The organism is Bacillus sp. Bos-x628, from assembly GCF_040500475.1.
In the GTDB taxonomy this organism is placed as follows: Bacteria; Bacillota; Bacilli; order Bacillales; family Bacillaceae; genus Bacillus; species Bacillus maqinnsis.
On sequence record NZ_CP159358.1, the window covers coordinates 637796 to 663844 of the forward strand.

A 26049-nucleotide genomic window follows, 5' to 3' on the forward strand; every position below is an offset into this window, starting at 1 on the left:
CTATCAAAATCAGCCGTGCCAGAAAGCACAAATACAGGGGGATAGCAAAGATGGAATTAAAAATTGGTGTTATTGGCGTGGGCGCTATTGGTCAAGATCATATTAAACGCATCACAAATACACTGTCAAATGGGAAAATTGTTGCTGTTACAGATGTGAACGACCAGCAAGCCAAAGCAATTGTGGAAGCCTTTGATCTAGATGCACGCATTTATGAAAATGGTCATCAATTAATTCAAGCTGATGAAGTAGAGGCAATCATGGTCACATCATGGGGGCCAACACATGAAGAATTTGTACTAGCTGCGATTGAAGCAAAGAAGCCTGTTTTTTGTGAAAAACCACTTGCAACAACGAAAGAAGGATGTATGCGAATTGTAGAAGCTGAAATGAAAGCTGAAAAGGCATTGGTACAAGTTGGATATATGCGCCGGTACGATACTGGATATCGCGCATTAAAACAAGTGATAGATGAAGGACAAATAGGTCAGCCGTTAATCATTCATGCCGCACACCGTAACCCAACAGTCCCTAATAGGTATACCGCCGATATGTCAATTGTCGATACATTCATTCATGAAATTGATATTCATCGCTGGTTACTAAACGATGATTATGTATCCGTACAAGTTATTGCACCTAAAAAAACGAGAGAAGCCGCTGACCATTTGCAAGATCCTTTAATCGTTATCATGAAAACGAAACAAGGCACAGTCATAAATGGTGAAATATTTGTTCATTGTCAGTATGGTTATGATATTCAGTGCCAGGTTGTTGGAGAGAAAGGAATTGCTCACTTGCCTGACCCTGCTAGTGTCATCTTGCGTAGTGAGGCAAAATGCTCAACAAACATATTAACAGACTGGCAATATCGATTTAAAGAAGCATATGACGCAGAATTACAGGATTGGATTCATTCTTCACTAAAAGATGAAGTAAATGGACCATCCGCTTGGGATGGATATGTTGCTGCCGTCACAGCTGATGCTTGTCTCAAGGCAAAAGCAACCGGTAAAACAACAATGATTCATCTCAAAGAGCGCCCATTTTTCAATCAACCATTCATAGCTGAAAAAAGATAAACACCGTATACGCTGAAACTTGATTGTTCAGTTTGCCCAAAATCGCAAAAGATGCAACGCATGATTAAGTGCTCGCATCTTTTTTTGATGAAGAAAGAGGGGAAGATCAATACTTGACTATGACTACTGTCCTTAAAAGACATAAAATTTTAGTTTACATAATATATATTCTAGGAAGTTAAGTATCCAATGGAATTTATATCTCAAAATATTAAGTATACTTTATTTTTGAGACAGAATTGAAAATAAAAATTTAGCGAGTCTGCTATCATTCATAATCATCAAATTATTTGTTTCGATTAGTATTATAGTCCTTCTATCTTTTTGAGTTATTTTCAGATAAAAAATATTGGAGATTCTTTTCCATTCCTGACCTCTTTCTAGGTAGTACTTTAAGCTGTATAACAGACTTATGACAGCGACCCTCCATGCAAACAGCTGCTAGTAAAAAGGATCGGTCAGCGCCGATCCTTTTTACTAGCCACCTGTATCCCCCTGATTGATTTAGGAGCAAGAGATCGTCTTTATGAAGCCTCGTATTTTCTGCTGTTTGAACCTATATTCCTAAAGAGTAAAGAAGAAAGCAACGCTAACACAAAATAAATAACAACGAATCCACCCCAGAAGAAAATAGCCTGATCAAACGGAAGATTAAACATTCTAAAGATTACTCTGTGAATGACCCCTGTCATAACAATCAGGACACTTGTAGACAGTGCAAAAACAATATGTTTCATTATAGTACCTCTCCTTATGAAAGATGGATAACTCTATCCGAACCATCGGCGATTTTTTGATCATGAGTAACACAAATAATCGTTTTCCCCATTGGATTTAACTTGACCACCTTCGAACCCTTGATACCAAGAACCGCCGCCGGCTTTTGTTTTAGTTAGCTTCAGGGCACTCATTAAGTCTCTTGTTTCATTCAAATTAACTTCCCCGTGATTGACATCGTTTGACTAATTAGCAAAAACAGCTTGTCCTCCTAGTAAATATGTTTATTTGGTATTAAAATTACCATTTTAAGAAAATGTATACAATGCTAAATTTGAAAATTTTACAATTTTAATACACTGATTCGATTCAATTCCTCCCTCTTTGTTTTTATTTTATTCCCTCTTCAAATTGACGGTGTGCCCCTTTCCAAAATTTCATGTTGTTCCCTCTCATGTTATTTACGAATCAGGAAGTCTCATTTATAATCGAGTAGATTTGTTCTGTATCATATTCATAATTAGATGTGAGGGATTAGATGGAATTAAAGTGGTATAAAGCGATTATTGTCATTTTTACGATGTCTGGGATCTCCATCTCCACATGGTTTTCGCGGACCCCGGAAGTTAGAGATTTATTGCAAGCGAACACAGGGACGATGGGACTTATTTTACTCGGCTTATCCGTTGGTTCAATTGTTGGACTTGTTCTTGCCAATGTATTCGTTCGTAAAAAAGGCGGCCGAGTAGCCCTTGTGATCAGCGCTTATTTGATGTTCATTGGATTCACCACCCTTGCAATCGGTGCAACGCTCTCTTCTACGTTTGTTGTCACTGCCGGTCTTTTTCTTTTTGGAGCAGGTTCAGGCATGTGCAATGTAGCAATGAATTTAGAAGGGACAGAAATTGAGTACCAAATCAAGAAAACCATCCTGCCTATTTTGCATGCGTCCTTCAGCATTGGCACTTTAGTTGGTGCAGGTGCTGGGATCCTCTTTATTCATCTAGGCGTATCCGTGTTGATCCACCTTCTGATCATTGCCCTTCTTTTCTTTCTCAGCATTTTGATTTGTACACGGTTTATTCCGCACGGGACAGGAAAAGATCAGCATGAGAAACAGCCAGAAACAGTCGATTCTTCTCGAAATGCTTGGCTGAACAAACGAACGGTAGCACTTGCAATGATCGCCTTATGTCTTGCATTTGTAGAAGGCTCTGCAAACGATTGGATTCCACTTGCGATGGTGGATGGCTACAAGGTCTCACATTCAATGAGTACCGTCATTTATGCTCTATTTTTGTGTGGAATGATTAGTGGAAGACTGATCAGCGGACGTTTGATCGATCGCTTCGGCAGGGTTTTATTGCTAAGAATCGCTATTTTATCAGCGGCTATCGGACTATTCTTGGTGATTTTAAAAATTTCACTTGTTGTCTGTATGATATCCATCTTTTTATGGGGACTTGGCGCTTCTTTAGGCTTCCCGCTGACCATTTCTGCAGCTGGTGATGATAGCCGCTACGCCGTGAAACGCGTCAGCATTGTGACCTTATCAGGTTACACAGCCTCCCTTTCTGGCCCACCTATTTTAGGACTTCTCGCCAATGAGATAGGACTGCTTCATGCATTTATATTTGTTCTTTTCGCGATATGTATTGCAGGAATCTTTACAAAAACTGTAGCAAAACCGCATTCATTGCAATCTCACTGAAAAGTGTCACGATCGTAGATCATGGCACTTTTTTTAATTTTAAAAAATAAAATTGAAACTTTTCATAAAGTGAAATAGTCTTATAAATGTCCTCATGTTTACAGCATTTTAAAAAAGGGAAAGTAAAAAAATAAGACTTTTCAAATAACTGAAAACGTGGTAAGATCATGAAAATAAACAGGAAGGGGTGAGAAAAATGAAAAAAAATATGCTGTTGAAATTGGCAGTACTATTCATAGCACTCGCAAGTTTTCATTTGTTCTCAATGCCTCATTCCGTTCAAGTGAACCATCACCCAAAGGTGGTTGCTGATCAAGAAACACATGAAATGAAAATCGTTCAGACAACTGGCGATGAAAAGAAACATGTGGGCGCAGTATTTGTTGCTTTTACAGCACTGCTCATCATTGGCAGTATGATAGCTGGATTTGCACGCATCACATATACTGATCGATTTGATCGGAAAAAGAAGCATTTACTAGCAGTGTTCTATCAATCTTCTTATTTCCGAGGAGCTCGTGTTTAACCCAACCATCTAAATCAAAACAGAAATTGGGAGGTTTTACACGATGTTATTTTTCTTAAGATTATTCATTATAGGTCTCTTCTCTGTCACTTCACTTTCTCTTTTCGTTTACCAAGGAATTGAAGTGGTGCATGCCATTACAAGTATGTTTGGCAACCACGAAAGCTAAACTGACAATCCTATCAAAAGGCCCCCTGTTTTTGATCACAGGGGGTTTTCGTTTTGGCTATTTATGATTTGTCTTGATTGCTGACAGGAGAGATGAGGACATGCGTCACTTCTCCTTGCTCTTCCACATCTAAAACAAAGGAACCATTACTATAACGATCATTCGCTCTAAGACTGGAGATATCAAGTGGGATCGTTGCTCCCTTCTCCGTATCTATCTCAAGCGTTTCATGCACCTCGGCAGCAATCACAGCAACAATTCGGTGCGGGTTTTTCTTCAATTCTCTTAGCATGATAACACCGCGTTTCGCTCTTGTTGTTTTATCAAATTCAGAGAGGTTCATTCGTTTCACGGCACCTCTTTGTGTGACGAGAACAAGAACATGGGTCTTCGGATCCATTATTTGTCCAGAGACAACCTCATCCCCATCCTTCAAGTGAATCCCTTTGACACCAGCCGCTCTTGGACCAACAATGCTCACATCTTTTTCATCAAACCATAGCCCATAACCATTTTTCGTTGCAATAAACAAATCTTGCTGTCCTGATGTGATGTGAACATCCACAAGCTCATCATCACCTTTTAAGTTTAATGCAACAAGGGGCTTAGAGTAACGTTGCGCTTTATATTGAAGCAACTCGGTTTTCTTGACCATACCACCTTTTGTAAAAAACACAAGATACGACGATTCATCAAATTCTCTAATTGGGATCGCTTTTTGAATCGATTCATCTCGATCAATTGAAATAATGTTCGTAATATGCTGCCCCATGTCTTTCCATCGTATATCTGGCAGTTGATGAACCGGACAGTAAATGTAACTCCCCTTATTCGTAAACAAAAGAAGAACATCTGTCGTATTCATTTCAAACTGATGAATGAGACGGTCTGTATCTTTCATGCCAAAGTCTTTACCGTTAGAAGCGGCATATGAACGCTGGCTTGTACGTTTGATATAACCATCCTTTGTTACGGTTACATACACATCTTCTGATGCAACCATCACTTCAAGATTAATCTTAATCTCTTCAATTTTCTCCTCAATAACAGATCGTCTCACATCCGCATAATTTTTTTTGAGCTTTTTCAAGCTGGTCGTAATGACCTTGAGTAGCTTTTTCTCATTGGCTAAAATCGCTTTAAGTTCTGCTATACGCACATCAAGCTCTCTTGCCTCTTCTCTTAATTGCGTAATATCTGTGTTCGTTAGACGATACAATTGGAGAGAAACAATTGCTTCTGATTGTGCTTCTGTAAAGTCGTATTTCTCCATCAAGTTATTTTTCGCATCACGTTTATCATTAGACGAACGGATCGTTGCAATGACTTCATCTAAAATGGAGAGTGCCTTAATTAAACCGTCTACAATGTGATGACGTTCCTTCGCCTTTCGAAGCTCGTAAGCTGAGCGGTTTGTCACCACTTCTTTTTGGTGGGCAATATATGCATCAAGTATTGTTGTGAGCGTCATTAAGGTTGGTCTTCGATTATGTATCGCTACCATATTAAAATTATATGGGATTTGCAAATCTGAATTTTTATATAAGAAATTTAAGACGCCGTTTGCATCTGCTTCTTTTTTCAGCTCTACAACAATTCGAAGTCCTGTACGATCTGTCTCATCTCGGACCTCTGAAATACCTTCTACTTTTCTTTCAATCCGAAACTCATCCATCTTTTTGACGAGGTTGGCTTTATTGACTTCGTAAGGAATCTCTGTAATTACGATTTGCTGACGTCCGCCTCGAATGGTTTCAATCTCAGCTTTTCCGCGTATCATAATTTTTCCTTTACCCGTTTCATATGCCTTCTTAATGCCTTCAACACCTTGAATAATACCGCCTGTCGGGAAATCTGGCCCTTTAATGACCGTCATTAATTCTTCTACCGTACAATCTGGCTGTTCAATCCGTTTAATGACAGCGTCAATGACTTCACCGAGATGATGTGGAGGAATATCAGTGGCATAACCAGCTGAAATTCCTGTTGAGCCGTTCACCAAAAGGTTAGGAAACATCGCTGGTAATACAACTGGCTCTTTGCTAGTATCATCAAAGTTCGCAACAAATTCAACCGTTTCCTTGTCTAAGTCTTTGAGAAGCTCTGAAGCAATAGCTGAAAGTCGCGCTTCTGTATAACGCATAGCAGCAGGCGGATCTCCGTCAATACTTCCGTTGTTACCATGCATCTCAATCAGCACATTACGTACTTTCCATTCTTGGCTCATTCGCACCATGGCTTCATAAACAGACGAGTCACCATGCGGGTGATAGTTACCAATTACGTTACCGACTGTTTTCGCCGCTTTACGGAAGTTTTTATCTTGTGTATTCCCTTCCGCATACATCGCATATAAAATTCTTCGTTGTACGGGCTTTAGACCATCGCGCGCATCAGGAAGCGCACGGTCTTGAATAATATATTTACTATAGCGACCAAATCGGTCTCCAATTACTTCTTCTAACGGTAAATCGTGATAGCGTTCTTGTTGTGCCATATTTATACCTCCTCAGCTAGCGACAAGTTTTCATTTTCAAGAATGTTGCTTTCCTCATCAAGTCCAAAGGCGACATTCTTTTCAATCCATTTTCGACGTGGCTCTACTTTATCACCCATAAGTGTTGTGACGCGGCGCTCTACTCGTGCAGCATCATCAATTTTCACTCTGACAAGTGTTCTGGATTCTGGATTCATTGTCGTTTCCCATAGCTGGTCGGCATTCATTTCACCTAATCCTTTATAACGCTGGATGGTGTAACCTTTTCCAACCTTCTTAAGCACGTCATCCATTTCTTCATCAGACCATGCATACTCAATGATTTCTTTTTTGCCTGTTCCTTTGCTGACTTTATATAATGGCGGAAGCGCAATAAATACTTTCCCATGCTCGATGAGCGGCTTCATATAACGATAAAAGAACGTTAATAGAAGTACTTGTATATGGGCTCCATCTGTATCAGCATCTGTCATGATGATAATTTTGTCATAATTAATGTCTTCTACATTAAAATCGACACCCACACCACCACCGATTGCATGGATAATTGTATTGATCTCTTCATTTTTAAATATGTCAGCAAGCTTGGCCTTTTCTGTATTAATGACCTTCCCGCGCAGTGGCAGCACCGCTTGGAACTTCCGGTCACGCCCTTGCTTTGCTGATCCGCCTGCTGAGTCACCTTCTACTAAGTAAAGTTCATTCCTTGCAGGGTTTCTGGATTGGGCAGGCGTCAATTTTCCGCTTAACGTGGCTTCGGACTTTTTTCGTTTCTTGCCGCTTCTCGCTTCTTCTCTTGCTTTTCGTGCAGCTTCTCTTGCCTGCTGCGCTTTCATGGCCTTTTTCACAAGAAGAGTCGCCGTTTCCCGGTTTTCTTCAAGGAAATAAGCAAGTTTTTCAGAAATGACTGCATCAACCGCTGATCTGGCTTCACTTGTCCCAAGCTTTCCTTTTGTTTGTCCTTCAAATTGGAGCAGCTCTTCAGGAATTCTGACGGAAATAATGGCAGACAGTCCTTCTCGAATATCAGTGCCTTCTAAATTCTTGTCTTTTTCTTTTAACAGGGCTACTTTGCGCGCATATTCATTAAAGGCTCTCGTCATCGCTGTTTTTGCACCGGACTCGTGTGTACCACCGTCTTTTGTTCTGACGTTATTGACAAACGAGAGGATATTCTCTGAATATCCATCATTAAATTGAAAAGCAAAATCCACTTCGATGGACTGATGCTCTCCCTCAAAAGAGACCACTTCGCAAAGCACATCTTTTTCCTCATTTAAATAAGCAACGAATGCTTCAATTCCATTCTCATAATAAAAGGTTTCTTTTACATCATGTCTTTCATCTATAAGCTCAATTTTCAGCCCTTTAAGTAAAAAGGCTGATTCTCTCAAACGCTCAGATAATGTATCGAAATTATATGTGGTCGAGCTAAAAACCGTCGGATCTGGCTTAAAGTGAATCAATGTACCAGTTTTTTTCGTCTTTCCGATTTTTTCAAGTGATGTAACAGGCTTTCCGCCGTTTTCAAAGCGCTGATGATAAATAAAGCCATCACGTTCAATCGTCACAGTGAGCCATTCTGATAGTGCGTTTACAACAGAAGCCCCCACACCGTGAAGTCCTCCACTTGTTTTATATCCGCCTTGACCAAATTTTCCACCTGCGTGCAGGACAGTTAAAATGATTTCAGGTGTTGGTTTTCCGAGCTTATGCATACCAGTTGGCATTCCTCGTCCTTTATCTTGAACTGATATGCTGTTATCTTTATGTATTTTGACAATGATATGATCTCCATAGCCAGCGAGCACTTCATCGACAGAGTTGTCTACAATCTCATAGACAAGGTGATGAAGACCGCGTGTATCCGTTGATCCAATATACATACCAGGACGTTTACGGACAGCTTCAAGTCCTTCTAACACCTGAATAGAATCATCGTTATAATCTACTTGCTGTTTTTTAACCAAATGCTTAATCCCCTTTCACTACCAAACATAACCGGCTAATCATCAAATGATTCTTTAGATTTTCATGATGATCATGCTGCTCATTACAGTTCATTTTAATAAGCTGCATCACCACCATGCGTGTGCTTCATCTCATACATGCTCTTCTGCATGAGGATGAATAATCCCTTTGTTCAGCAACCTGAACTAGATGTCCATTATAAACAAGACTGTTTCATAAGCCAAATACAATCAAATGATGTTTTTTATAAAAGAACAGATGTTCTAATGTTATTTGATCGCTCCTTTTCTCTATGTGCAAGATCAACGGTATGTCCCTGTCGCCTTATTTTATCGCTTTCTTCAAGAATCGCAAATATATTTCTTATACAACAAAGCAAAAATCCTTGAAAAACCAAGGATTTTTGACGAATTAATGAGTTTTTGTCATTGCATGTGCAACCTTGATGCATAAATCCATGATGGCAATCTTTCCATTTTCCTCAATCAGCCTTTTTGCTTCTTCGTGATATATTCCTTGCTGTGCCCAAAAAACGGGTGCATCAATTTCAATAAATTCTTCTGCGACCTGTGGCAAATATTCTGAACGCCTAAAGACATTCACGATATCAACTGGCTCCTTTATTTCTTTTAACGAGGCAACCGCTTTTACACCAAGTGCTTGATCAATCGTTGGATTGACCGGGATGATTTCATAACCAGCATCCTGCATTGCTTTTGAGACCATATAAGAAGTGCGGTGCGGCTGATCTGATAAACCGACAACAGCAATTCGTCTGCTGCTGTTTAAAATACGACCAATTTCATGTTTGTTAGGATAATTCATCCAGTCACTCCCTTTCTTCTATTTTAGCGAATTTTCTTCTTAAAAACAAAGCTGAAATCATTGCCTTCTATCTTTTCAAAAAAAGATCCCCATGTTTTTCTTAAGAACATGTTAAAATGTAAGACAAGAGGGAGAAATATAAAGGAGTAATGCAGATGTTAATTGCTTTGATGTTTATTTTGGCTTATCTTCTCGGCAGTATTCCATCAGGTCTCATTGTCGGGAAAGCTGCAAAGGGAATTGATATCCGAGAACATGGCAGCGGGAACTTAGGTGCAACGAATGCATTTCGTACACTTGGGGTGAAAGCAGGCTCTATCGTCATTACAGCCGATATTTTAAAGGGCACACTTGCTTCAGCATTACCGTTTTTCATGCATCTAGATATCCATCCCTTATTAGCAGGAGTGACTGCTGTCCTTGGTCACAGCTTTCCTATATTTGCAAAATTTAAAGGAGGAAAAGCAGTTGCTACGTCAGGCGGCGTGTTGCTATTTTATGCCCCAGTTCTATTTATTACGATGATCGCTGCTTTTTTCTTATTTTTATACATGACTAAATATGTATCGTTATCATCTATCCTGACTGGGATTTATACATTCATTTACAGTATTTTCACTAAAGATCTGTTCTTAATTATTGTTGTTGCCGTTCTTGCTGGCTTTGTAATCTACAGACACATCGCCAACCTCAAGCGAATTATCAATAAAACTGAACCGAAAATTAAATGGCTCTAAGCCGTTTGAATGGCATGAATACGTGGTACAACTACAGGAAAAGGAAAAGCTGTTTTTTTGCATCCTGCATTTTTGGAAAACAGCATCACTTCAAAAAGGGGCGATCACATTGAAATTAACGATGAAAGATGATGCACTGAGATGGTACAAAGACGAGCTAAATTTAGAAAAAGGTGATCATGTTCGCTTTTTTGTGAGATATGGCGGTTGCAGTAATGTACAAAAAGGCTTTTCTCTTGGCGTTTCAAAAGATGAACCTCAAAATGCCGGCGCAGTTTTTGAAATAGAAGGCATCACCTTCTTTATTGAGGAAAGTGATATTTGGTATTTTGACAACCATGATCTGCATATTGATTACAACGATTCAGTAAAAGAACCAGAGTTTCATTATGAATAACAAAAGATACCTCATCCCTCGGGTATCTTTTTTGTTTTATACGTCTATATGCAGTCCATACGCCTGAATGTGTCCTAAGGAACGCTCTTTTTTCAGTATTCTTATTTGAACATCTCCAATAAGATCAAAGTGAGGGAAGCCATCTCGGACATGAATCCATTCTTTTTTTAATCCATGCCTTTCTCCCCACTCAATTAATTGCTTCATATCCTGACAGGCCGCCTTTGTCACAGTATTAGCATTTGGAAAACGGTCATCTAGCCAATAATGCGTAAGAAAGGCAATTTCACCCCTTTGAACAGCCGATTTCCATGCGTTCAAGTCTTTTCGTTTTATACCAAATGCCATGAATTAAGCCTGCTTCTTCGACTGTTCGTATACTTTATGCCATGCCGGAAATGCTTTTCTGAATTGAATGGGTCTAAAAGTTTCTTTATCAACACAAATATGGGAGGTTGTACCTGTGATGGCCGTTTGTCCATCAGGTTTTTGAATTTCATAGCCATACACGATTTTCACGCCATTGTACTCTTCAATCCACGTATTTACTGTAGCTGTTTCACCATAGAGCAATGGTTTTTTATATTGAACCTGAAGATCTATCACAGGTGCAAGCACACCATCTGCCTCCAGTTGTGCATAAGAAAATCCAAGTTCTTTAATCAACGCTGTTCTGCCGACTTCCATCCAGACTAAGTAATTAGCATGATAGACGATACCCATTTGATCTGTTTCTGCGTACCGGACTTCTATTTCTTTTTTAGATACATACACGTTTTCATCGCTCTCCTATCGAAACGTAAGTTCTCTGCCATTTTACCACACTCCAAAAGATTCTTCTAAAAAGAGGCAATAAAATAAACCAGGAATCCCTGGTTTATTCAGTAAATCCATTTTTCCTTGCCGCCTCTTCTTCCTTTATCTCATTACGCATTGCTTCAATACTTGCTTGGCGGTTTTCATTTTTTTGCTTAATTATCTTTTGGTCTTCTTCTGTTGAAAAAGCCATAGCTGCTTCAGATTCATCAATATTTTTGAGGCTGTTCTCGATTATATCTTGCAGCTTCTCAACATTGTCAGAGCGGTCATCTGGATGAGATTTATATGATGTATCACTCATTTCTATTCCTCCTGTTATTCCCCTTTTGTTTGTATCACATCAGGCTGTTCATTCGATTTATTATGCATCTTTTTGCCTTTATTGCGCTTATACGCCACTGGTTTTGTCCCTAAATGGTCCGGTGTAAATTGTGCCTGTTTATCATGCTCTCTACCCATCTTTCACCCCTCCTCTATTTTAGGATGAACGAAATGAGGCAAATCAACACTTATTTCTGTCTAAAACGTTCTTCCAACTTTTCTTCAAGCTGGTTTAAAAATTCCTTATTGCTTAGTAATTCTTTTTTATTTTCAAGCACTAGCTCTTCAAATGTACGTCTCTTTCTTCTTTTCATACCGCTCACCTCCATTGTTTTAATTACATTTTTGCCAAAAATTTTAGAAAATAAGCAACAGAGCTGAGTCATGACAGACCCAGCTCTGCTTTTATTTCTTTTTTTGACAGCATTTGATGCTTCACAGACATGATACGTCCTTTTTCATCTAATATGTATGTTGTTGGATACGATAGCACCTGATACCTCGCTTGAATGCCTTTTTGGTCCAATAAAACAGGAAAGCTCAGTTTTAATTCATCTCTGAATGCTGCGACATGTTCCACACTCTTTTCAGTCGTGGTCAAATTCACCGCTAGTACTTCGACTTGATCATTCTCACTTCTGATCGCATCTAGATCTGGCATTTCCGTTCTGCATGGTTTACACCATGTGGCCCAAAAATTGATGAGCACCTTTTTCCCGCGATAATCAGACAACGATACTGTTTTACCATCAAGTGTTTCTAATTCAAAATCAGGGGCTTGGTCCCCTTTTTCCAGACCAATTGCTGGCTCTTTCTCTCCAAATAAATTCCACGCAAGTAAACCAATCAACACAAGTAAAACAGCGCTTGCCATCACTTTTTTCCACATGATTGATCCTCCACTATTTTAAAAAAGAAGAGAAAGCTTTCGAGTGCCTTCTCTTCTTTCGTTTCATGATTTGTTTGCCAATTTTTCGCGCAGTACCATTTGAAGGATACCACCATGGCGATAGTAGTCGATTTCTACTTCACTGTCAAAGCGTACTATGACTTCAAAAGTTTTTACATTGCCATCTGCATCAATTGCTCTCACAGTGACCAAATCACGCGGACGAACTGTTTCGTCCACATCTACTTCAAATGTTTCCGTTCCTGTTAGTCCGTAAGTGTCTGCACTTTCCCCATCTTTAAACTGTAAAGGAAGTACACCCATGAACACAAGGTTACTTCTATGAATACGTTCAAAGCTTTCAGCAAGAACAAATTTAATACCGAGAAGTTTTGTTCCTTTTGCAGCCCAGTCACGTGAAGAACCCATTCCATAATCTTTACCTGCTAGGATCGCTAGACCCGTTCCATCTTCTTTATAACGCATGCATGCATCATAGATTGATGTCACTTCACCAGTTGGCCAATAAGTTGTATATCCGCCCTCAGTTCCTGGTGCAATTTGGTTCTTGATACGGATGTTTGCAAATGTACCTCTCATCATGACATGATGGTTGCCACGGCGAGATCCGTATGAGTTAAAGTCTCTAGGCGAAACGCCTCTTTCTTGCAAGTATTTCCCTGCAGGTGTATCCTTACCAATTGCTCCAGCAGGAGAAATATGGTCAGTTGTCACAGAATCGCCGAACTTAGCAACGACGCGCAAGCCTTTTAGCGGTTCAACTTTACCAGGCTCAACGGATAGGTTTTCAAAGAATGGCGGATTCGCAATATATGTTGAGTCTTCATCCCATTTATAGAGAGCGTCATCTGTTGTTTTAATTTCATTCCAACGCTCATTGCTGTCAAAAACAGTTTCATATTCTGAACGGAAAAGTTCAGGTGTGACTGTGCTCTTCACCACACTGTTGATTTCATCCATTGTCGGCCAAATGTCATTGAAATACACATTTTCACCGTTTTTATCAACACCGATAGGGTCTTTCGTTAAATCAATATCAACTGTACCAGCAAGTGCATAAGCCACAACTAATGGTGGAGATGCTAGGTAGTTACCTTTGACAAGCGGATGAATACGACCTTCAAAGTTACGGTTTCCTGATAAAACAGACGTGATGAGCAGATCATTTTCTGCCACAGCCTCTTCGATTTCTTTTTCAAGTGGACCAGAGTTCCCAATACATGTCGTACAGCCATAACCTACAATATTAAAACCGAGATTTTTCAGATATGGAAGAAGGCCTGAATTCTTAAGATATCCTGTGACGACCTTAGAACCTGGCGCAAGTGATGTTTTCACGTAATTTGGCACTTTCATGCCAAGTTCACTTGCTTTTTTCGCAACAAGACCTGCACCGACTAGCACGTATGGGTTAGACGTATTTGTACAGCTAGTGATTGCTGCAATCGCAATTGCTCCCGTCTTCATGACAGCTTTTTCACCGTTTTGAAGATTGAACTCGATTTGTTTATCTAACTCTGATTTGTCTAAACCAAACCCTTGGTTACCTGCTGGACTGACAAGTTGTTTATGGAATGTATCTTTCATTTTAGAAAGTGGAATCAAATCCTGTGGACGTTTTGGTCCAGACAAGTTTGACTCAATTTTAGAAAGGTCAATTTCCACGATGTCAGTAAAAATTGGTTCTTCAGCATCTGGTGTATAGAATAGTCCGTTTGCGCGCGAATATTCTTCAACGATATTAATTTGCTCTTCATCACGACCAGTTAGACGCAGGTATGCAAGTGCTTCAGCATCTACCGGGAAGAAACCGCAAGTAGCACCATATTCAGGAGCCATGTTTGCAATTGTTGCACGATCAGCTAATGGCAACTGTGCTACACCTGGTCCAAAGAATTCAACAAACTTGTTTACTACACCTTTTTCACGCAATACTTGTGTTACTTTTAGTGCTAAGTCAGTTGCTGTTGTTCCGTTTGGAAGCTCGCCGACTAGTTTTGCACCAATTACTTCTGGCACTGGGAAATAAGAAGGCTGACCGAGCATACCCGCTTCAGCTTCGATACCGCCAACGCCCCAGCCAAGAACGCCAATGCCGTTGATCATTGTTGTATGAGAGTCAGTCCCAACCAGTGTGTCTGGGTATGTGATGATCTCACCATCTTCTTCAACCGCATGAACAACACTTGCAAGATACTCTAAGTTAACTTGGTGAACAATACCTGTTGCAGGCGGAACAGCTTGATAGTTATTAAACGCTTTCTTTGCCCAGCTAAGGAAGTTATAACGCTCTGCATTACGTTCAAATTCCAAATCCATGTTAAAGTTTAATGCGTCTTCAGTTCCAGCTTTATCGACTTGTACAGAGTGGTCAATGACAAGGTCAACTGGAATTTCAGGGTTAATTTTATCTGGGTCTCCACCGACATCAGCCATTGCTTTTCTTAAAGAAGCAAGGTCAACGACGGCTGGTACACCCGTGAAATCTTGTAAAATAACACGTGATGGTTTAAATGGAACATCAATATCTTTTACCTCGGCAGTTCCCCATTTTGCCAAGTTTTCAACGTGCTCCTTTTTGATCACTTTACCGTCTACTTGGCGAAGCACTGATTCTAACAGCACCTTAATGGAATAAGGCAATTTAGAAACATTTCCGATTCCTTGTTTTTCAAGTGCTTCTAACGAATAATAGTGATAAGTCTTCCCATTTGCCGAAAACGTTTTTCTAGATTGAAAAGCGTCTTGTTTAGCGACTTGCTGCTGTTTCGACATGTCCAAAATCCCCCTTTTGATGATCAAGATCAATTCAATTCTCAGAAAAATCGTCGTATTTCACCACAATTTTCTCACAATTTCATCTTAAAACAAATTCATACATAAGTAAATAACAATGCTTTTATTAAATTCAATAAGTTTATCTTATCACAAGGAATATGAATGCTCTCTTCATAAACCAAAGTGATCAGGATCATACTACAAGTGAGGTGATAATAATGACAAAACGAAAAGCCAAGGAAAAGGTGCAGGTTCTATCGAAAATGATCAGCTCGTCTTAACAGAAGAACAAAGGCAAAACAATAAAAAACGTAAAAAAAATCAATAAGAAAGGAGTATCATCTTGACAAATAAAAAAACAGGTAAAGACATCCGTCAAAACTCCCCAAAGGAGCATCATAGCGGGCAGCCAGAACCATTATCCGGCAGTAAAAAAGTAAAAAATCGTAACCACTCAAGACAAAAGCATAACACGCAACATGATATGTAAACCCCATTACCAAACGGAATGTTTTAGGTCTTTCACACATTTCAATTGTCATCATATGATTTAATATGAGATGTGATGGAGGAGTGTTTATGGATAATAAAAAGCAATCGAATTCCTCTGATTTTATTGAGATAGATGATTGGCTCAATTTATTAATGGACGATCCATTTGCTTGGTATGATGAACAGCTTCCAATTGATCTTTATGAAACAAGCTGTGAATATATTATTGAAATGGATTTATCCTCCTTGTCAATCAATAAATTAAAGCTGACTTTTGCTGGTCATGAACTCATTTTAGCCTATGCTGCTCATCAGACAAATGACGAGGAGGAACATCTCATTGAAAAGAGCATGATGCTCCCCTTTTACTTGAATGATAAAGAAATTGACACAGATTATGAAAACCAGATTTTTTCGATCAAAATTAAAAAATATACTGTTCAACAAGAAGGCATATTTTCCTTTCAAATGACTCACTTCAATCAATAAAAGCCCACCTTAATTGCGGTGGGCTCTTTCCCGTACGTTTCAAGTCAATACCTTGCGAACTACCATGGCCAAATAGTAGAGTCGCTATATGATAACGTATTCTTTTTCTATTGAATTGTTTGGGTTATTCTAGTAAATGGGCATCTATCAAGGAAAAAGAGGCGTTTATAGCAAAGACCTTTATACATTTTTGTTATTTTCTTCTATCATCTATTCATGTAAAATAAGATAGAGATAAGGGGTATAAGGAGTGAGAACATGCTAAGCGGCTGGTTTATGTGGTTTATTTTATTTTGGGGTACCATCATGATTGGATTACTAGCAGTCGGTGGCTTTTTTATGTTTCGCAAATTTTTAAAACGATTGCCAAAAGAAGACGGTAAATCAGAGCTTGATTGGCAGGATGAATATATTCAAAAGAGCCTTCATTTATGGCGAGATGAGGACAAACAGCTTTTAAATGAACTAGTGTTACCCGTTCCAGAGCTATTTAGGGATGTCGCTAAAGAAAAAATCGCCGGAAAAATTGGAGAACTAGCATTAAAAGAACAGGCTGCCAGCATTAACTTAGATTTAATCATTAGAGGGTATATTATGGCTACACCAAAACGCGATCATAAGTTTTTGCTGAAATGTCTTCAAGAGAAAAACATCGATTATACACCTTATAAATCTTTATTAAAATAACCTCCTTATTTAAAAGGAGGTTTAATTCACTTGAATCTGTTGTGGATCTAATTTTTTAGACAGCTTTCTGAAGGATAAATACATTGCCACCCGCCACGGTACAATCATACCAAAGGCAAGTATCCAAAACATCCCGCTTAATGAACCATAATCAATTGAAGAGCTTAGTATCGTTTTCATGCCGATACGAAGAATGAGAAGTCCAATCAAGATGAAAACGAATGCTTTTGACCGCTTCAAGTAAATTTCATTGTCTCTAATTTCAAATTTTGATGTTTTAATTAAAAAGATCGAGAAAAACATCCCCACTGTAATCGCCTCAAGAAATTCAGCCCCAGTCACGCGAAACATAGGAACAAAAAACATAAGTGCGCCAGTGCTCATAAAAATAGGAGGTAATATAATTTTTTTCGCGGTTGCAGGTTTTGCAGATGATTTAATGCGAATAAACATCACAACCACAGCCATACATACCGCAATGATAGAAGAGATCACGATCATCATATCTAATCATTCCTTTATTCTTTAAGGTCAGCCTATGTATAATATACTCCAATTGATGAAAAAAAACCATTCGCAGCCATTGCAGAAAACGATCTCAAAAGCCTGTAAATCCACCAAACAAAGTCGAGAACATAATGATGATCCATGTAAGAAGGTCAAAAAACAGTAAAATTCCCACCACAATCATCATCATACCGCCAATTCTCATGATAAGCTGCTGACGTTTTCTAATCCAAGCCAGCTTCGTGATGAAAAATGATAGAACAAAAAACGGAATGGCAAAGCCTAATACATAAGCGATCATATACGTAACAGCAGACTGTGGATGGTTACCGGCAAGGGTAATGACCGCAGATAAAATGGGGCCTGTGCAAGGTGTCCATCCAGCAGCAAATCCCATTCCTATGAGAATCGAACCAAAAAACCCGGCAGGACGATTTTGGAAATGCAACCTTTTCTCCCCCATAAGAAAAGAAGGCTGGAACACACCAAGAATCATAAAACCAAAGAAAATAATCAAAATGGCGCCAATTTGACGAATCGCCTGATGATATTCAATAAAAAACGAACCGACGAACGAAGTCCCAAAGCCAATTGCAATAAAAATAATAGAGAAACCAATCAAAAAGAAAAGTGTATGAAGCAAACTCCTTCTTCTCAACATGACCTTTTCTGACTTCAATTCATCTATACTCACACCAGTGATATATGATAAAAAGGCTGGATAGAGCGGCAGGCAGCACGGTGAAATAAAAGAAAGAAAGCCTGCTCCAAAAGTTAAAAAATAATTAAGGTCTGACAAAAGAACCCCCTCCTTCTTACACTATACAATAAGAGATGACAAAATCATTTCATTTTTTTTACATCATCTCAATATAGATGGTTTATTCTATTAAAACCTTATATAATTTAATTTGTCATCGAGATTATGAATCCTTTAAATTTGAAAATAAACCTTATAATGGATATAATAGAACCGATTCTTTTTATCAAGATTTGCATGAAAGGAACATGACTTTGGTAAAAACATCATTATTGACTCAAATCGAAGAAAAAAGAGAAGAGCTGTTAAAAGTTGTCTTGCATAATGGGATGACCTCTACAGTGACCATTGAACATAGCCAGCAGCTAGATCATCTCCTTTTACAATATCAACGACACATACATTCAAATTCAACCAATTAATTATATCTTATGATATAAACCATGCATGGATTTTTAGAAAAATTGATTTGTATGACAATAAACGAAACAAAAGCCCCTAAATCGGGGGTTTTTTGTTTTACCGCTTCTATTCATCTTGAGCCTAGATATTTCTCCATAATAAAAACCACCTTCCCTGCTTTCATTCATGCAAGTTCAGTGGTTTTAAGCTGCTGATGAAGGTGACTATACTAAAGTCCAGACAAAGCTTGTCCATCCAATATTACCATGTTCCATCTATGATCATAATATCGTACATATTATTTCGCTTGGTTGTTCATGGCTTTCATCATTTGATTGATTTTCTTTTGGGACGGTTTCATGCCCATTTGCATCATCATCATTCGAAGCATTTGTTCATTAATTGGTGGATTCTTTTTTAAGTAGCTCATCATATACTTACGAGCAATAAAGAATCCGAGTGCAACTCCTGCAAGCAGTGCAACAACGCCTACAAGGATGACAACCCATAAATCCATAATTCTTCCTCCTTCATGTTGTCTCGTATAAAGTGTACTAAACAAAAGGCTATTATACAACATTTCACGTTCAAATTTATTTTTTTAAACAAAATTTCTCACTTTTACAGGATTCAGCCACCCATGCTTCTTTGATCCAAAATCCATTGCTAAGAAGCATGGACTAATTTTTCTTAGTACCTCAAAAAACACAGTTTCCGCCTCATAACTACCTGTAGCGGACATTTGTATATAACGATCTTTTAAAATGAAAGCAGCTGTTCCTTTCCCATCTGGTAATGAGGCACTGTAAATAGAACCAATTTGGGTATAGTGAATGTCGGTTAAATTATTCATCAATCGTTGGTGCATATGAAAAGCAGGGATTCGTTTCGTCACATAATCCACTTGCTTCACAAGCAACACTAATTCGTCTTCACTGCGATTTGTCCAGTGCAACGACTCAAACAAATGAAACAGGATGGACTCTCTGCCAAAATAATGATTGGCGAATTCCTCCTCAATCCAATAAATATAATAATGACGTTCCATGTCTATCCCTTCCTTTCACATTTCGTCAATCTCGTTTATTGCTTGTATTATACAAAAATGTGAAAGAAAGAATTGTCTATATATGAAGCAAGAAGAAACTAGTTTTGTCAAAAAAGCAAGAAAAAAGAAAAAAGTTTGCAGAGCTTATGTAAATTACTCTGCAAACATAGGGCAAAAAAGCATGATACTTGAAAATCTATTATTTATTGAGCTTTGCTTTTACTCGGCTCACGACATTGCTCACAGTAAATCCGTATTTCTCCATAATCGTTTCACCTGGAGCAGAAGCGCCAAATTTGTCAATCGCAATAACATCACCGTCAAGACCAGTATAACGTTCCCAGCCTAGCGAAGCACCCATTTCAATGGCAATTCTTGCTCTAACGGCTGTAGGAAGAACAGACTCTTTATACGCGTCAGATTGTTGATCGAAACGATCCCATGAAGGAAGGCTGACAACTGAAACGCGGATGCCTTCTTTTTCAAGCGCCTTTTGCGCTTCAATCGCTAAACCTACTTCAGATCCTGAAGCGAGTAGAAGCGCTTCAGGTTGTGCATCAGCTGCTTCAACCACCACGTATCCACCTTTTTTGACACCCTCGTATGCTTTTTCTGGTGCTTGATCAATCGTTGGAAGATTTTGACGTGTAAGTACTAGAGCTGTCGGTTTATCCGTTGATGATACAGCAAGTTTCCACGCTGCAGCTGTTTCATTTCCATCTGCAGGACGAATTACAGAAAGGTTTGGCATCGCACGAAGTGAAGCAAGCTGCTCAACGGGTTCATGCGTTGGACCATCTTCTCCGACTGCAATACTATCGTGAGTAAATACATATGTGACAGGAAGTCCCATTAATGCTGCTAGACGAATAGCTGGTCTTAAGTAATCAGAGAAGACAAAGAACGTACCGCCGAATACACGAAGTCCGCCGTGAAGTGCCATACCGTTTAAGGCTGCACCCATTGCAAATTCTCTGACACCAAACCAAATATTTCTTCCAGCATAGTTATCTTTGCTGAAGTCGTCAGTATTTTTAATGGTTGTCTTATTTGATCCAGCTAGATCAGCAGAACCGCCAATAAAGAAAGGTACTTGCTTCGCAATGCCATTTAATACTTCACCAGAAGATGCACGAGAGGCAAGGCTTGAACCTGCTTCATAAACAGGAATTTCTTGATCCCAGTTTTCAGGCAATTTTCCTTCAATCGCAAGCTTTAGCTGAGCAGCCAGCTCTGGATATTCTTTTTCATATGCCTCAAATAATTCGTTCCACGCTGCTTCTTTTTTCTGACCAGCTTCTTTTACTACTGTCTGGAAATGTTCGTACACTTCAGAAGGTACATGGAAATCTTCTTCAAATGTCCAAGAATAAGCTTCCTTCGTTAGCTTCGCTTCCTCACTGCCAAGCGGTGCGCCATGAACTCCTGACGTTCCAGCGCGGTTTGGAGATCCGAAACCGATTGTCGTTTTCACTTCAATCAATGTAGGTTTGTCCGTACTTTGTTTTGCTTTTTCAATGGCTGCTGTAATCTCTTCAATGTTGTTCCCGTCTTTCACGTAGAGGACTTCCCAATTCATAGCTTCAAATCGGTTCTTCACATTTTCAGAGAATGAACGATCTAAATCCCCATCTAAGGAAATATCGTTTGAATCATATAGAACAATCAAACGGCCCAAGCCTAAATGGCCAGCAAGAGAAGCAGCTTCAGAGGAAATCCCCTCCATTAAGTCACCGTCTCCACAAATGCTGTATGTATAGTGGTCCACAACGTTAAAGTGATCTTTGTTATAGGTTTCAGCAAGGTGTCTTTCTGCAAGTGCCATTCCGACAGCCATTGCAATCCCTTGTCCTAATGGGCCTGTTGTTGCATCTACACCTTCCGTATGTCCATATTCAGGATGACCAGGTGTTTTGCTTCCCCATTGACGGAATTGTTTTAGATCATCAATGCTAAGGTTGTATCCGCTTAAATGAAGCATGCTATATAGCAGCATAGAACCATGGCCAGCAGATAATACAAAACGGTCTCTATTAAACCAATTCGGGTTTTGCGGACTTACGTTTAAGTGGTTTGTCCATAAAGCATAAGCCATAGGAGCAGCACCCATCGGCATTCCAGGGTGACCGGAATTCGCTTTTTCAATTGCGTCTATGGAGAGAGTGCGTATTGTTGCAATAGATTTCATTTCAATCGTTTCCATATAAATCCCCTTCCGTATCTTGTGTACACCATTATCATAAATCTACTGCCCTTTTTTCACAACTATTTCACGTTGAAAAATGAAGGAAATTGTCACAATTAGTTTATCGATCACTTAAAAACTTATACAAATATAAAAAGATGAGAATGTTTTTCTCATCTCAGCGTGTAAACAAACCCTCGCATTCGTTGTCAGGTCTGTGCGCTGGTGCTCACGAATTGTACATTCGCTCTGCTCCAGTGCTCGCCCTTCCTAGACTTCAAGGGTTTTCAATTCACGCTGAAAAAATGACAAAGGGCTAAAATAAAAACCATTTTAGCCCTTTGTGAACAATCTAAGATGAGAATGTTTTTCTCATCTTATCAAAAAACAAGAAATCATTGCCTATTAATGGAGATTCTGATCTCTTTCTTTTTTTAATTTTTCTGGTGTGACATCGTTTCCTTCTGGGTCAACGATTTTCACGGTTTTGAGTGTATTTTTCATAGAAGAACGAAAAGCTTTTAAATATTCTTCTCTTAATTGCCTTTGTTCTGTTTTTTCATCTTCTGATAAACCGGTCTCTTTCGACTTTTTTGAAAGCTCATTAATTCTTGCAAGCTGTTCTTTAGAAATCATGTTAAACTCCTTTAAAACATTTTCTCTACATACTACTAAATATCTTTCTTTTTTACAACAAAACACACTTTAAGTTGAAAGACCCTTTTCATATTCTTGATACCTTCTATGCACCGTTGCCTTCGAAATATCAAAACCGAGCCCTTGAAGAGTGGCGGCAATTTCGGCGAAAGTCATTTTATTTTTTCTTAATCGAACAATTTCTGATATCGGAACTTCAATACGTTCACGCCCAGGCGCTTGTTCGCGGTGTTTCAAATTAAGTGCGGGTTGGTATCCGCGTTCAACAGCTCTTTTCATTCCCCGCTTAATTTTCAGGTTATGAATTTTTCGTTGATATTCTTCAACAATTCCTACAATTTCAATGACCATTTCATCCGCTTCTGAAAGCTCAAGTTCTCCTCTATGCAAGGCGCTATATACCTTTACTTTCTCTTTAAATAGACAATGAAGAAGCGCAATTTTTGCTTGTCCTCTTCCTAGGCGTGTCTCATCTTGAATTAAAACGGCATCTATTGACTGCTCTTTAATCGTTGCAAGCATATCAAAAACACCATCACGGTCTAGATCATATCCGCTTGCTTTCTCTTTAATGACTTTGACGACATTCAATTGATGCATAGCAGCTAACGCTAGAAGTTCTTCTTCTTGTCTCATGAGTGAGGTTTCTTGTTCTTCTTTAACGGTACTCACTCTCGCATAAATCAGTGCGTTCATGTCTTCAATCGACCTTTCTATTGTACTGTTGCAAGTTCATATACGGCAGGATGCTCTTTTTTGACAGGTATCACAAGGATTTCTCCTGGCTGAATGTCAGTTGAAGCAAGATTGTTGTGTTCGGTTACCCAGTCAATAAACGCATTTTTATCGATTGATTTGCTGTCGTTTACTTGATCAGCAATGCCCCAAAGAGTATCACCTGATCGAACTTCTATTTTAACATATTGATTTGTATCATTATGGCTTGTGACTGCAATAAGCGAGAGAAATATGCCCACGATAAACGAGAATAGCCCAACAAAAATAATAGATTCTTTTAAACTCATCATTTCATCTCTCCTAACAGAATGTGTGTTCGCTCTGACTGTCACTTATTATAGATGCGAACAAACGTTTCTGTCAATCGTTTTTTCGAACCTATGTTTGTACTGTTAGGAAAAACATGCTATAATTTCTTTAAAATTGACGTTTTGAGGTGCAAAAGATGACGAAGCTATCAAAAAGACAACTCGATATCCTGAAATTCATCAAAGAAGAAGTAAAAAGCAAGGGTTATCCTCCATCTGTTCGCGAGATTGGTGAAGCTGTCGGTCTAGCATCTAGTTCAACGGTCCATGGACATTTAGCTAGATTAGAAACAAAAGGTTTCATTAGAAGAGATCCTACTAAACCTAGAGCAATTGAAGTACTAGATGAAGAGGAAATGAATATTCCAAAGAGTGCTGTAATGAATGTTCCTATTATCGGGAAAGTAACAGCCGGCCTGCCCATCACTGCTGTTGAGAATGTAGAAGAATACTTTCCTCTTCCTGAGACATTTGCAGCTCCAGATGAACAAGTATTTATGCTTGAAATTATGGGAGAAAGTATGATTGATGCTGGGATTTTAGACAAGGACTATGTCATTGTGCGCCAGCAAAGTACAGCCAATAATGGAGACATTGTAGTAGCCATGACAGAAGAAGATGAAGCAACTGTCAAACGCTTTTACAAAGAAGACACGCACTTTAGATTACAACCAGAGAACCCCTCTATGGAACCAATTATTTTACAGAATGTCAGAATACTAGGAAAAGTAATTGGTGTATTTAGAAATATTCATTAAAAAAAGCCGGCATTGTAGACTGACTTAGTCATCTGAGACAAGAATAAAACACCTTTTTAGGCTACCAAAACATCGAATTCTATCGGTGTATGGTAGCCTCATTTGTTTGGATCCGTTCTTCATTGTGATATCTCATTAAACGTGTCTACACGTTTTCTCACTTCGCCAAAGGTGTTTTATAGAGATTCATAAATGTAAGTCAGTCTAATTAACTGTTGATGAGAACTGGCTTTTTCTTTTTTTATGAACAAGAATAAGCGAGAATACTTGAGCTAGGGAAAGAACCAAATGTAAAGTTCGGCCATATAAAACCAGTTGTACGACCAAATGGCTGTGAAGAAAGAACATACATTAAAAACACCTGACCATTACGAAGGAACACAATGGTCCAGCGTCTATTACATCCAGCAGCAAATTGAACCGTTTGCTGCCCACCGCTTACACTTTGTTGTGAAATGAGTGGCTGCATACTTTGAGGCTGTGAGACCGCTTGTTGATACTGCGCAAGAATATTCTGCGAGGGAGCTGGCGGAGGTGACTGTCCTCCCAGACCTTGCCCTGCACCAATCCCTCCCCCTCCAATTGGTAAGACAGGAAACCCTCCTACTTGAGGTATGGGTAACGAAGGCAACCCAAGAACCTGTCTGTCAGATGCGTATCCATTCCATAAACTGTGATACGGATTATACATTCTTAACACCACTTTCTTAGACATTCATCACGACAGTATATGTGATAAACCAAAAGCGTGCTAATGGTCAAAACAAAAATTTTTTCAAAAGATGTTTTATTCTACTTTAGAACGGTTAAATACGAAGTAAGAATAAAAAATGAAAACTTTCTCTCTTGCTTATACGTTATATAGATAGAAAGAAAAAATAAAAAAACATTTAGATTTAATACTTGTCATATCACTGTAATTATTGTAACATTTGTAACATAAGAAGTTTTCATTCGAAAAGGAGGCAACCGCCTTGAAAAAATTATTTGTCTTTTTAACTGCTGTTATGCTGATGATCTCTTTACAAACAACTACACTGGCCGCTTCCAAAAAACCAGCCGATTTGACGAATAAAGAAGCGTTACATATTGCACTTGATGCAAGGGAACACTTTTGGAGTGCTATGTCAGGCTACAAAATCACTGAACATCCGGACTATACATTAAAAACATTTACTTATAAAGGCATGACTTACAACTACCTTTCTAAAACATTTGATACAAAGAAAAAACTAAACAGCTACTTATCACAAGTTTTCACTAAAAAAGCGATCACTCACGGTTTAAGTGACTATCAGTTCATTGTTCATCAAGGTAAAATGGCTGTTCCAGTCGGTGATGGCGACAACTTGCTAAACTGGGAAAAAGCAACTCCTAAACTTGTATCTAAGAAAAATACAATTCGCACATATGATTTCACAGTACCGACTCTTGATGGACGCAAAGTAAAACGCACTGTTACTTATGAAAAAGTACAAAAACATTGGAAAGTAACAAAGATTGATGCTGTGATATAAAAAGCAGACCTTCTAAGAGGTCTGTTTTTTTTATATTGGTG

Annotated in this window: 32 protein-coding genes and 1 pseudogene; 13 read left to right on the forward strand and 20 right to left on the reverse strand. The window is 38.8% G+C overall.

The window, feature by feature from the left end:
- The first annotated feature begins 50 nt into the window (after window positions 1-50).
- Window positions 51-1082, forward strand: coding sequence for a Gfo/Idh/MocA family oxidoreductase (locus tag ABVJ71_RS03400; RefSeq protein WP_353855610.1), 1032 nt, complete (start codon window positions 51-53; stop codon window positions 1080-1082).
- A gap of 524 nt (window positions 1083-1606) precedes the next feature.
- On the opposite strand, the gene ABVJ71_RS03405 is transcribed toward ABVJ71_RS03400, so the two are convergent.
- Window positions 1607-1819 carry a bacteriocin-like WGxF protein gene (locus ABVJ71_RS03405; protein ID WP_353855611.1) on the reverse strand — a complete coding sequence of 71 codons (213 nt, stop codon included), beginning with the start codon at window positions 1817-1819 and terminating at the stop codon, window positions 1607-1609.
- Between the two features lie 518 nt (window positions 1820-2337).
- Here ABVJ71_RS03405 and ABVJ71_RS03410 point away from each other — a divergent pair.
- The 3 genes from ABVJ71_RS03410 (at window position 2338) to ABVJ71_RS03420 (ending at window position 4205) form a co-directional block, all read left to right on the forward strand.
- On the forward strand, window positions 2338-3510 hold the full coding sequence (locus ABVJ71_RS03410) for an MFS transporter (RefSeq protein ID WP_353855612.1): 1173 nt from the start codon (window positions 2338-2340) through the stop codon (window positions 3508-3510).
- Between the two features lie 196 nt (window positions 3511-3706).
- Window positions 3707-4036 (forward strand): hypothetical protein, encoded by a 330-nt coding sequence (locus tag ABVJ71_RS03415; protein ID WP_353855613.1) that lies wholly within the window; start codon window positions 3707-3709, stop codon window positions 4034-4036.
- 43 nt (window positions 4037-4079) lie between these two features.
- Window positions 4080-4205 carry a hypothetical protein gene (locus ABVJ71_RS03420; RefSeq protein ID WP_353855614.1) on the forward strand — a complete coding sequence of 42 codons (126 nt, stop codon included), beginning with the start codon at window positions 4080-4082 and terminating at the stop codon, window positions 4203-4205.
- 61 nt (window positions 4206-4266) lie between these two features.
- Here ABVJ71_RS03420 and parC read toward each other — a convergent pair whose 3' ends face one another.
- The 3 genes from parC to ABVJ71_RS03435 form a co-directional block, all read right to left on the reverse strand.
- Complete coding sequence (gene parC / locus ABVJ71_RS03425) at window positions 4267-6702, reverse strand: DNA topoisomerase IV subunit A (RefSeq protein ID WP_353855615.1); 2436 nt, start codon at window positions 6700-6702, stop codon at window positions 4267-4269.
- 2 nt (window positions 6703-6704) lie between these two features.
- Entirely contained in the window at window positions 6705-8672 is a 1968-nt protein-coding gene (parE, locus tag ABVJ71_RS03430; protein WP_353855616.1) for a DNA topoisomerase IV subunit B, read from the reverse strand.
- 412 nt (window positions 8673-9084) lie between these two features.
- Complete coding sequence (locus ABVJ71_RS03435; RefSeq protein WP_353855617.1) at window positions 9085-9498, reverse strand: CoA-binding protein; 414 nt, start codon at window positions 9496-9498, stop codon at window positions 9085-9087.
- A gap of 155 nt (window positions 9499-9653) precedes the next feature.
- Between ABVJ71_RS03435 and plsY the strand changes: the two genes are divergently transcribed.
- Entirely contained in the window at window positions 9654-10235 is a 582-nt protein-coding gene (gene plsY, locus ABVJ71_RS03440; protein ID WP_353855618.1) for a glycerol-3-phosphate 1-O-acyltransferase PlsY, read from the forward strand.
- 109 nt (window positions 10236-10344) lie between these two features.
- A complete protein-coding gene (locus ABVJ71_RS03445) occupies window positions 10345-10632 on the forward strand; it encodes a HesB/YadR/YfhF family protein (protein ID WP_353855619.1) in 288 nt (95 codons plus the stop codon).
- 36 nt (window positions 10633-10668) lie between these two features.
- Here ABVJ71_RS03445 and ABVJ71_RS03450 read toward each other — a convergent pair whose 3' ends face one another.
- From ABVJ71_RS03450 to acnA, 7 genes are all read right to left on the reverse strand, one after another.
- The gene (locus ABVJ71_RS03450) at window positions 10669-10980 is read right to left on the reverse strand and encodes a hypothetical protein (RefSeq protein WP_353855620.1); all 312 of its coding nucleotides are present in this window, start codon (window positions 10978-10980) and stop codon (window positions 10669-10671) included.
- 3 nt (window positions 10981-10983) lie between these two features.
- Entirely contained in the window at window positions 10984-11406 is a 423-nt protein-coding gene (locus tag ABVJ71_RS03455; RefSeq protein WP_353855621.1) for a thioesterase family protein, read from the reverse strand.
- Window positions 11407-11509: 103 nt separating this feature from the next.
- Complete coding sequence (gene tlp / locus ABVJ71_RS03460; RefSeq protein ID WP_353855622.1) at window positions 11510-11752, reverse strand: small acid-soluble spore protein Tlp; 243 nt, start codon at window positions 11750-11752, stop codon at window positions 11510-11512.
- Between the two features lie 14 nt (window positions 11753-11766).
- A complete protein-coding gene (locus ABVJ71_RS03465; protein WP_008357830.1) occupies window positions 11767-11910 on the reverse strand; it encodes an acid-soluble spore protein N in 144 nt (47 codons plus the stop codon).
- Between the two features lie 50 nt (window positions 11911-11960).
- Window positions 11961-12086, reverse strand: a complete 126-nt coding sequence (locus tag ABVJ71_RS03470; RefSeq protein ID WP_353855623.1) for an FbpB family small basic protein — start codon at window positions 12084-12086, stop codon at window positions 11961-11963.
- 68 nt (window positions 12087-12154) lie between these two features.
- A complete protein-coding gene (locus ABVJ71_RS03475; RefSeq protein ID WP_353855624.1) occupies window positions 12155-12661 on the reverse strand; it encodes a TlpA disulfide reductase family protein in 507 nt (168 codons plus the stop codon).
- A gap of 63 nt (window positions 12662-12724) precedes the next feature.
- Window positions 12725-15457 (reverse strand): aconitate hydratase AcnA, encoded by a 2733-nt coding sequence (gene acnA, locus ABVJ71_RS03480; protein ID WP_353855625.1) that lies wholly within the window; start codon window positions 15455-15457, stop codon window positions 12725-12727.
- Between the two features lie 232 nt (window positions 15458-15689).
- Here acnA and sspO point away from each other — a divergent pair.
- From sspO to ABVJ71_RS03500, 4 genes and pseudogenes are all read left to right on the forward strand, one after another.
- Window positions 15690-15788: pseudogene (gene sspO / locus ABVJ71_RS03485) on the forward strand (small acid-soluble spore protein O); the annotation flags it as partial.
- Window positions 15789-15803: 15 nt separating this feature from the next.
- Window positions 15804-15950, forward strand: coding sequence for a small acid-soluble spore protein P (locus ABVJ71_RS03490; protein WP_353855626.1), 147 nt, complete (start codon window positions 15804-15806; stop codon window positions 15948-15950).
- An 89-nt stretch (window positions 15951-16039) separates the two neighbouring features.
- On the forward strand, window positions 16040-16441 hold the full coding sequence (locus ABVJ71_RS03495) for an Hsp20/alpha crystallin family protein (RefSeq protein WP_353855627.1): 402 nt from the start codon (window positions 16040-16042) through the stop codon (window positions 16439-16441).
- A 258-nt stretch (window positions 16442-16699) separates the two neighbouring features.
- Window positions 16700-17128 carry a DUF2621 domain-containing protein gene (locus tag ABVJ71_RS03500; protein ID WP_353855628.1) on the forward strand — a complete coding sequence of 143 codons (429 nt, stop codon included), beginning with the start codon at window positions 16700-16702 and terminating at the stop codon, window positions 17126-17128.
- A gap of 21 nt (window positions 17129-17149) precedes the next feature.
- Here ABVJ71_RS03500 and ABVJ71_RS03505 read toward each other — a convergent pair whose 3' ends face one another.
- Both ABVJ71_RS03505 and ABVJ71_RS03510 read right to left on the reverse strand, forming a co-directional pair.
- On the reverse strand, window positions 17150-17632 hold the full coding sequence (locus ABVJ71_RS03505) for a cytochrome c biogenesis protein CcdC (protein WP_353855629.1): 483 nt from the start codon (window positions 17630-17632) through the stop codon (window positions 17150-17152).
- A 94-nt stretch (window positions 17633-17726) separates the two neighbouring features.
- On the reverse strand, window positions 17727-18434 hold the full coding sequence (locus ABVJ71_RS03510; RefSeq protein WP_353855630.1) for a cytochrome c biogenesis protein CcdA: 708 nt from the start codon (window positions 18432-18434) through the stop codon (window positions 17727-17729).
- Between the two features lie 215 nt (window positions 18435-18649).
- On the opposite strand from ABVJ71_RS03510, the gene ABVJ71_RS03515 reads away from it, so the two are divergent.
- Window positions 18650-18817: an aspartyl-phosphate phosphatase Spo0E family protein gene (locus ABVJ71_RS03515; protein ID WP_353856542.1), complete on the forward strand. Its 168-nt coding sequence runs from the start codon at window positions 18650-18652 to the stop codon at window positions 18815-18817.
- A gap of 278 nt (window positions 18818-19095) precedes the next feature.
- Here the strand turns inward: ABVJ71_RS03515 and ABVJ71_RS03520 are convergent, their stop codons facing one another.
- The 6 genes from ABVJ71_RS03520 to yneA form a co-directional block, all read right to left on the reverse strand.
- Complete coding sequence (locus tag ABVJ71_RS03520) at window positions 19096-19314, reverse strand: YneF family protein (RefSeq protein ID WP_003212379.1); 219 nt, start codon at window positions 19312-19314, stop codon at window positions 19096-19098.
- An 84-nt stretch (window positions 19315-19398) separates the two neighbouring features.
- Entirely contained in the window at window positions 19399-19845 is a 447-nt protein-coding gene (sirA, locus tag ABVJ71_RS03525; protein ID WP_353855631.1) for a sporulation inhibitor of replication protein SirA, read from the reverse strand.
- 199 nt (window positions 19846-20044) lie between these two features.
- The gene (gene tkt, locus ABVJ71_RS03530; protein ID WP_353855632.1) at window positions 20045-22048 is read right to left on the reverse strand and encodes a transketolase; all 2004 of its coding nucleotides are present in this window, start codon (window positions 22046-22048) and stop codon (window positions 20045-20047) included.
- A gap of 387 nt (window positions 22049-22435) precedes the next feature.
- Window positions 22436-22666, reverse strand: coding sequence for a DUF896 domain-containing protein (locus tag ABVJ71_RS03535; protein ID WP_353855633.1), 231 nt, complete (start codon window positions 22664-22666; stop codon window positions 22436-22438).
- Window positions 22667-22735: 69 nt separating this feature from the next.
- The gene (locus tag ABVJ71_RS03540; RefSeq protein WP_353855634.1) at window positions 22736-23383 is read right to left on the reverse strand and encodes a recombinase family protein; all 648 of its coding nucleotides are present in this window, start codon (window positions 23381-23383) and stop codon (window positions 22736-22738) included.
- Between the two features lie 17 nt (window positions 23384-23400).
- A complete protein-coding gene (gene yneA, locus ABVJ71_RS03545; protein ID WP_353856543.1) occupies window positions 23401-23712 on the reverse strand; it encodes a cell division suppressor protein YneA in 312 nt (103 codons plus the stop codon).
- A gap of 158 nt (window positions 23713-23870) precedes the next feature.
- Between yneA and lexA the strand changes: the two genes are divergently transcribed.
- Window positions 23871-24491, forward strand: a complete 621-nt coding sequence (lexA, locus tag ABVJ71_RS03550; RefSeq protein ID WP_353855635.1) for a transcriptional repressor LexA — start codon at window positions 23871-23873, stop codon at window positions 24489-24491.
- A 241-nt stretch (window positions 24492-24732) separates the two neighbouring features.
- Here lexA and ABVJ71_RS03555 read toward each other — a convergent pair whose 3' ends face one another.
- On the reverse strand, window positions 24733-25206 hold the full coding sequence (locus ABVJ71_RS03555; protein WP_353855636.1) for a hypothetical protein: 474 nt from the start codon (window positions 25204-25206) through the stop codon (window positions 24733-24735).
- Between the two features lie 259 nt (window positions 25207-25465).
- Between ABVJ71_RS03555 and ABVJ71_RS03560 the strand changes: the two genes are divergently transcribed.
- Complete coding sequence (locus tag ABVJ71_RS03560; protein ID WP_353855637.1) at window positions 25466-26008, forward strand: IseA DL-endopeptidase inhibitor family protein; 543 nt, start codon at window positions 25466-25468, stop codon at window positions 26006-26008.
- Window positions 26009-26049: the final 41 nt, after the last annotated feature.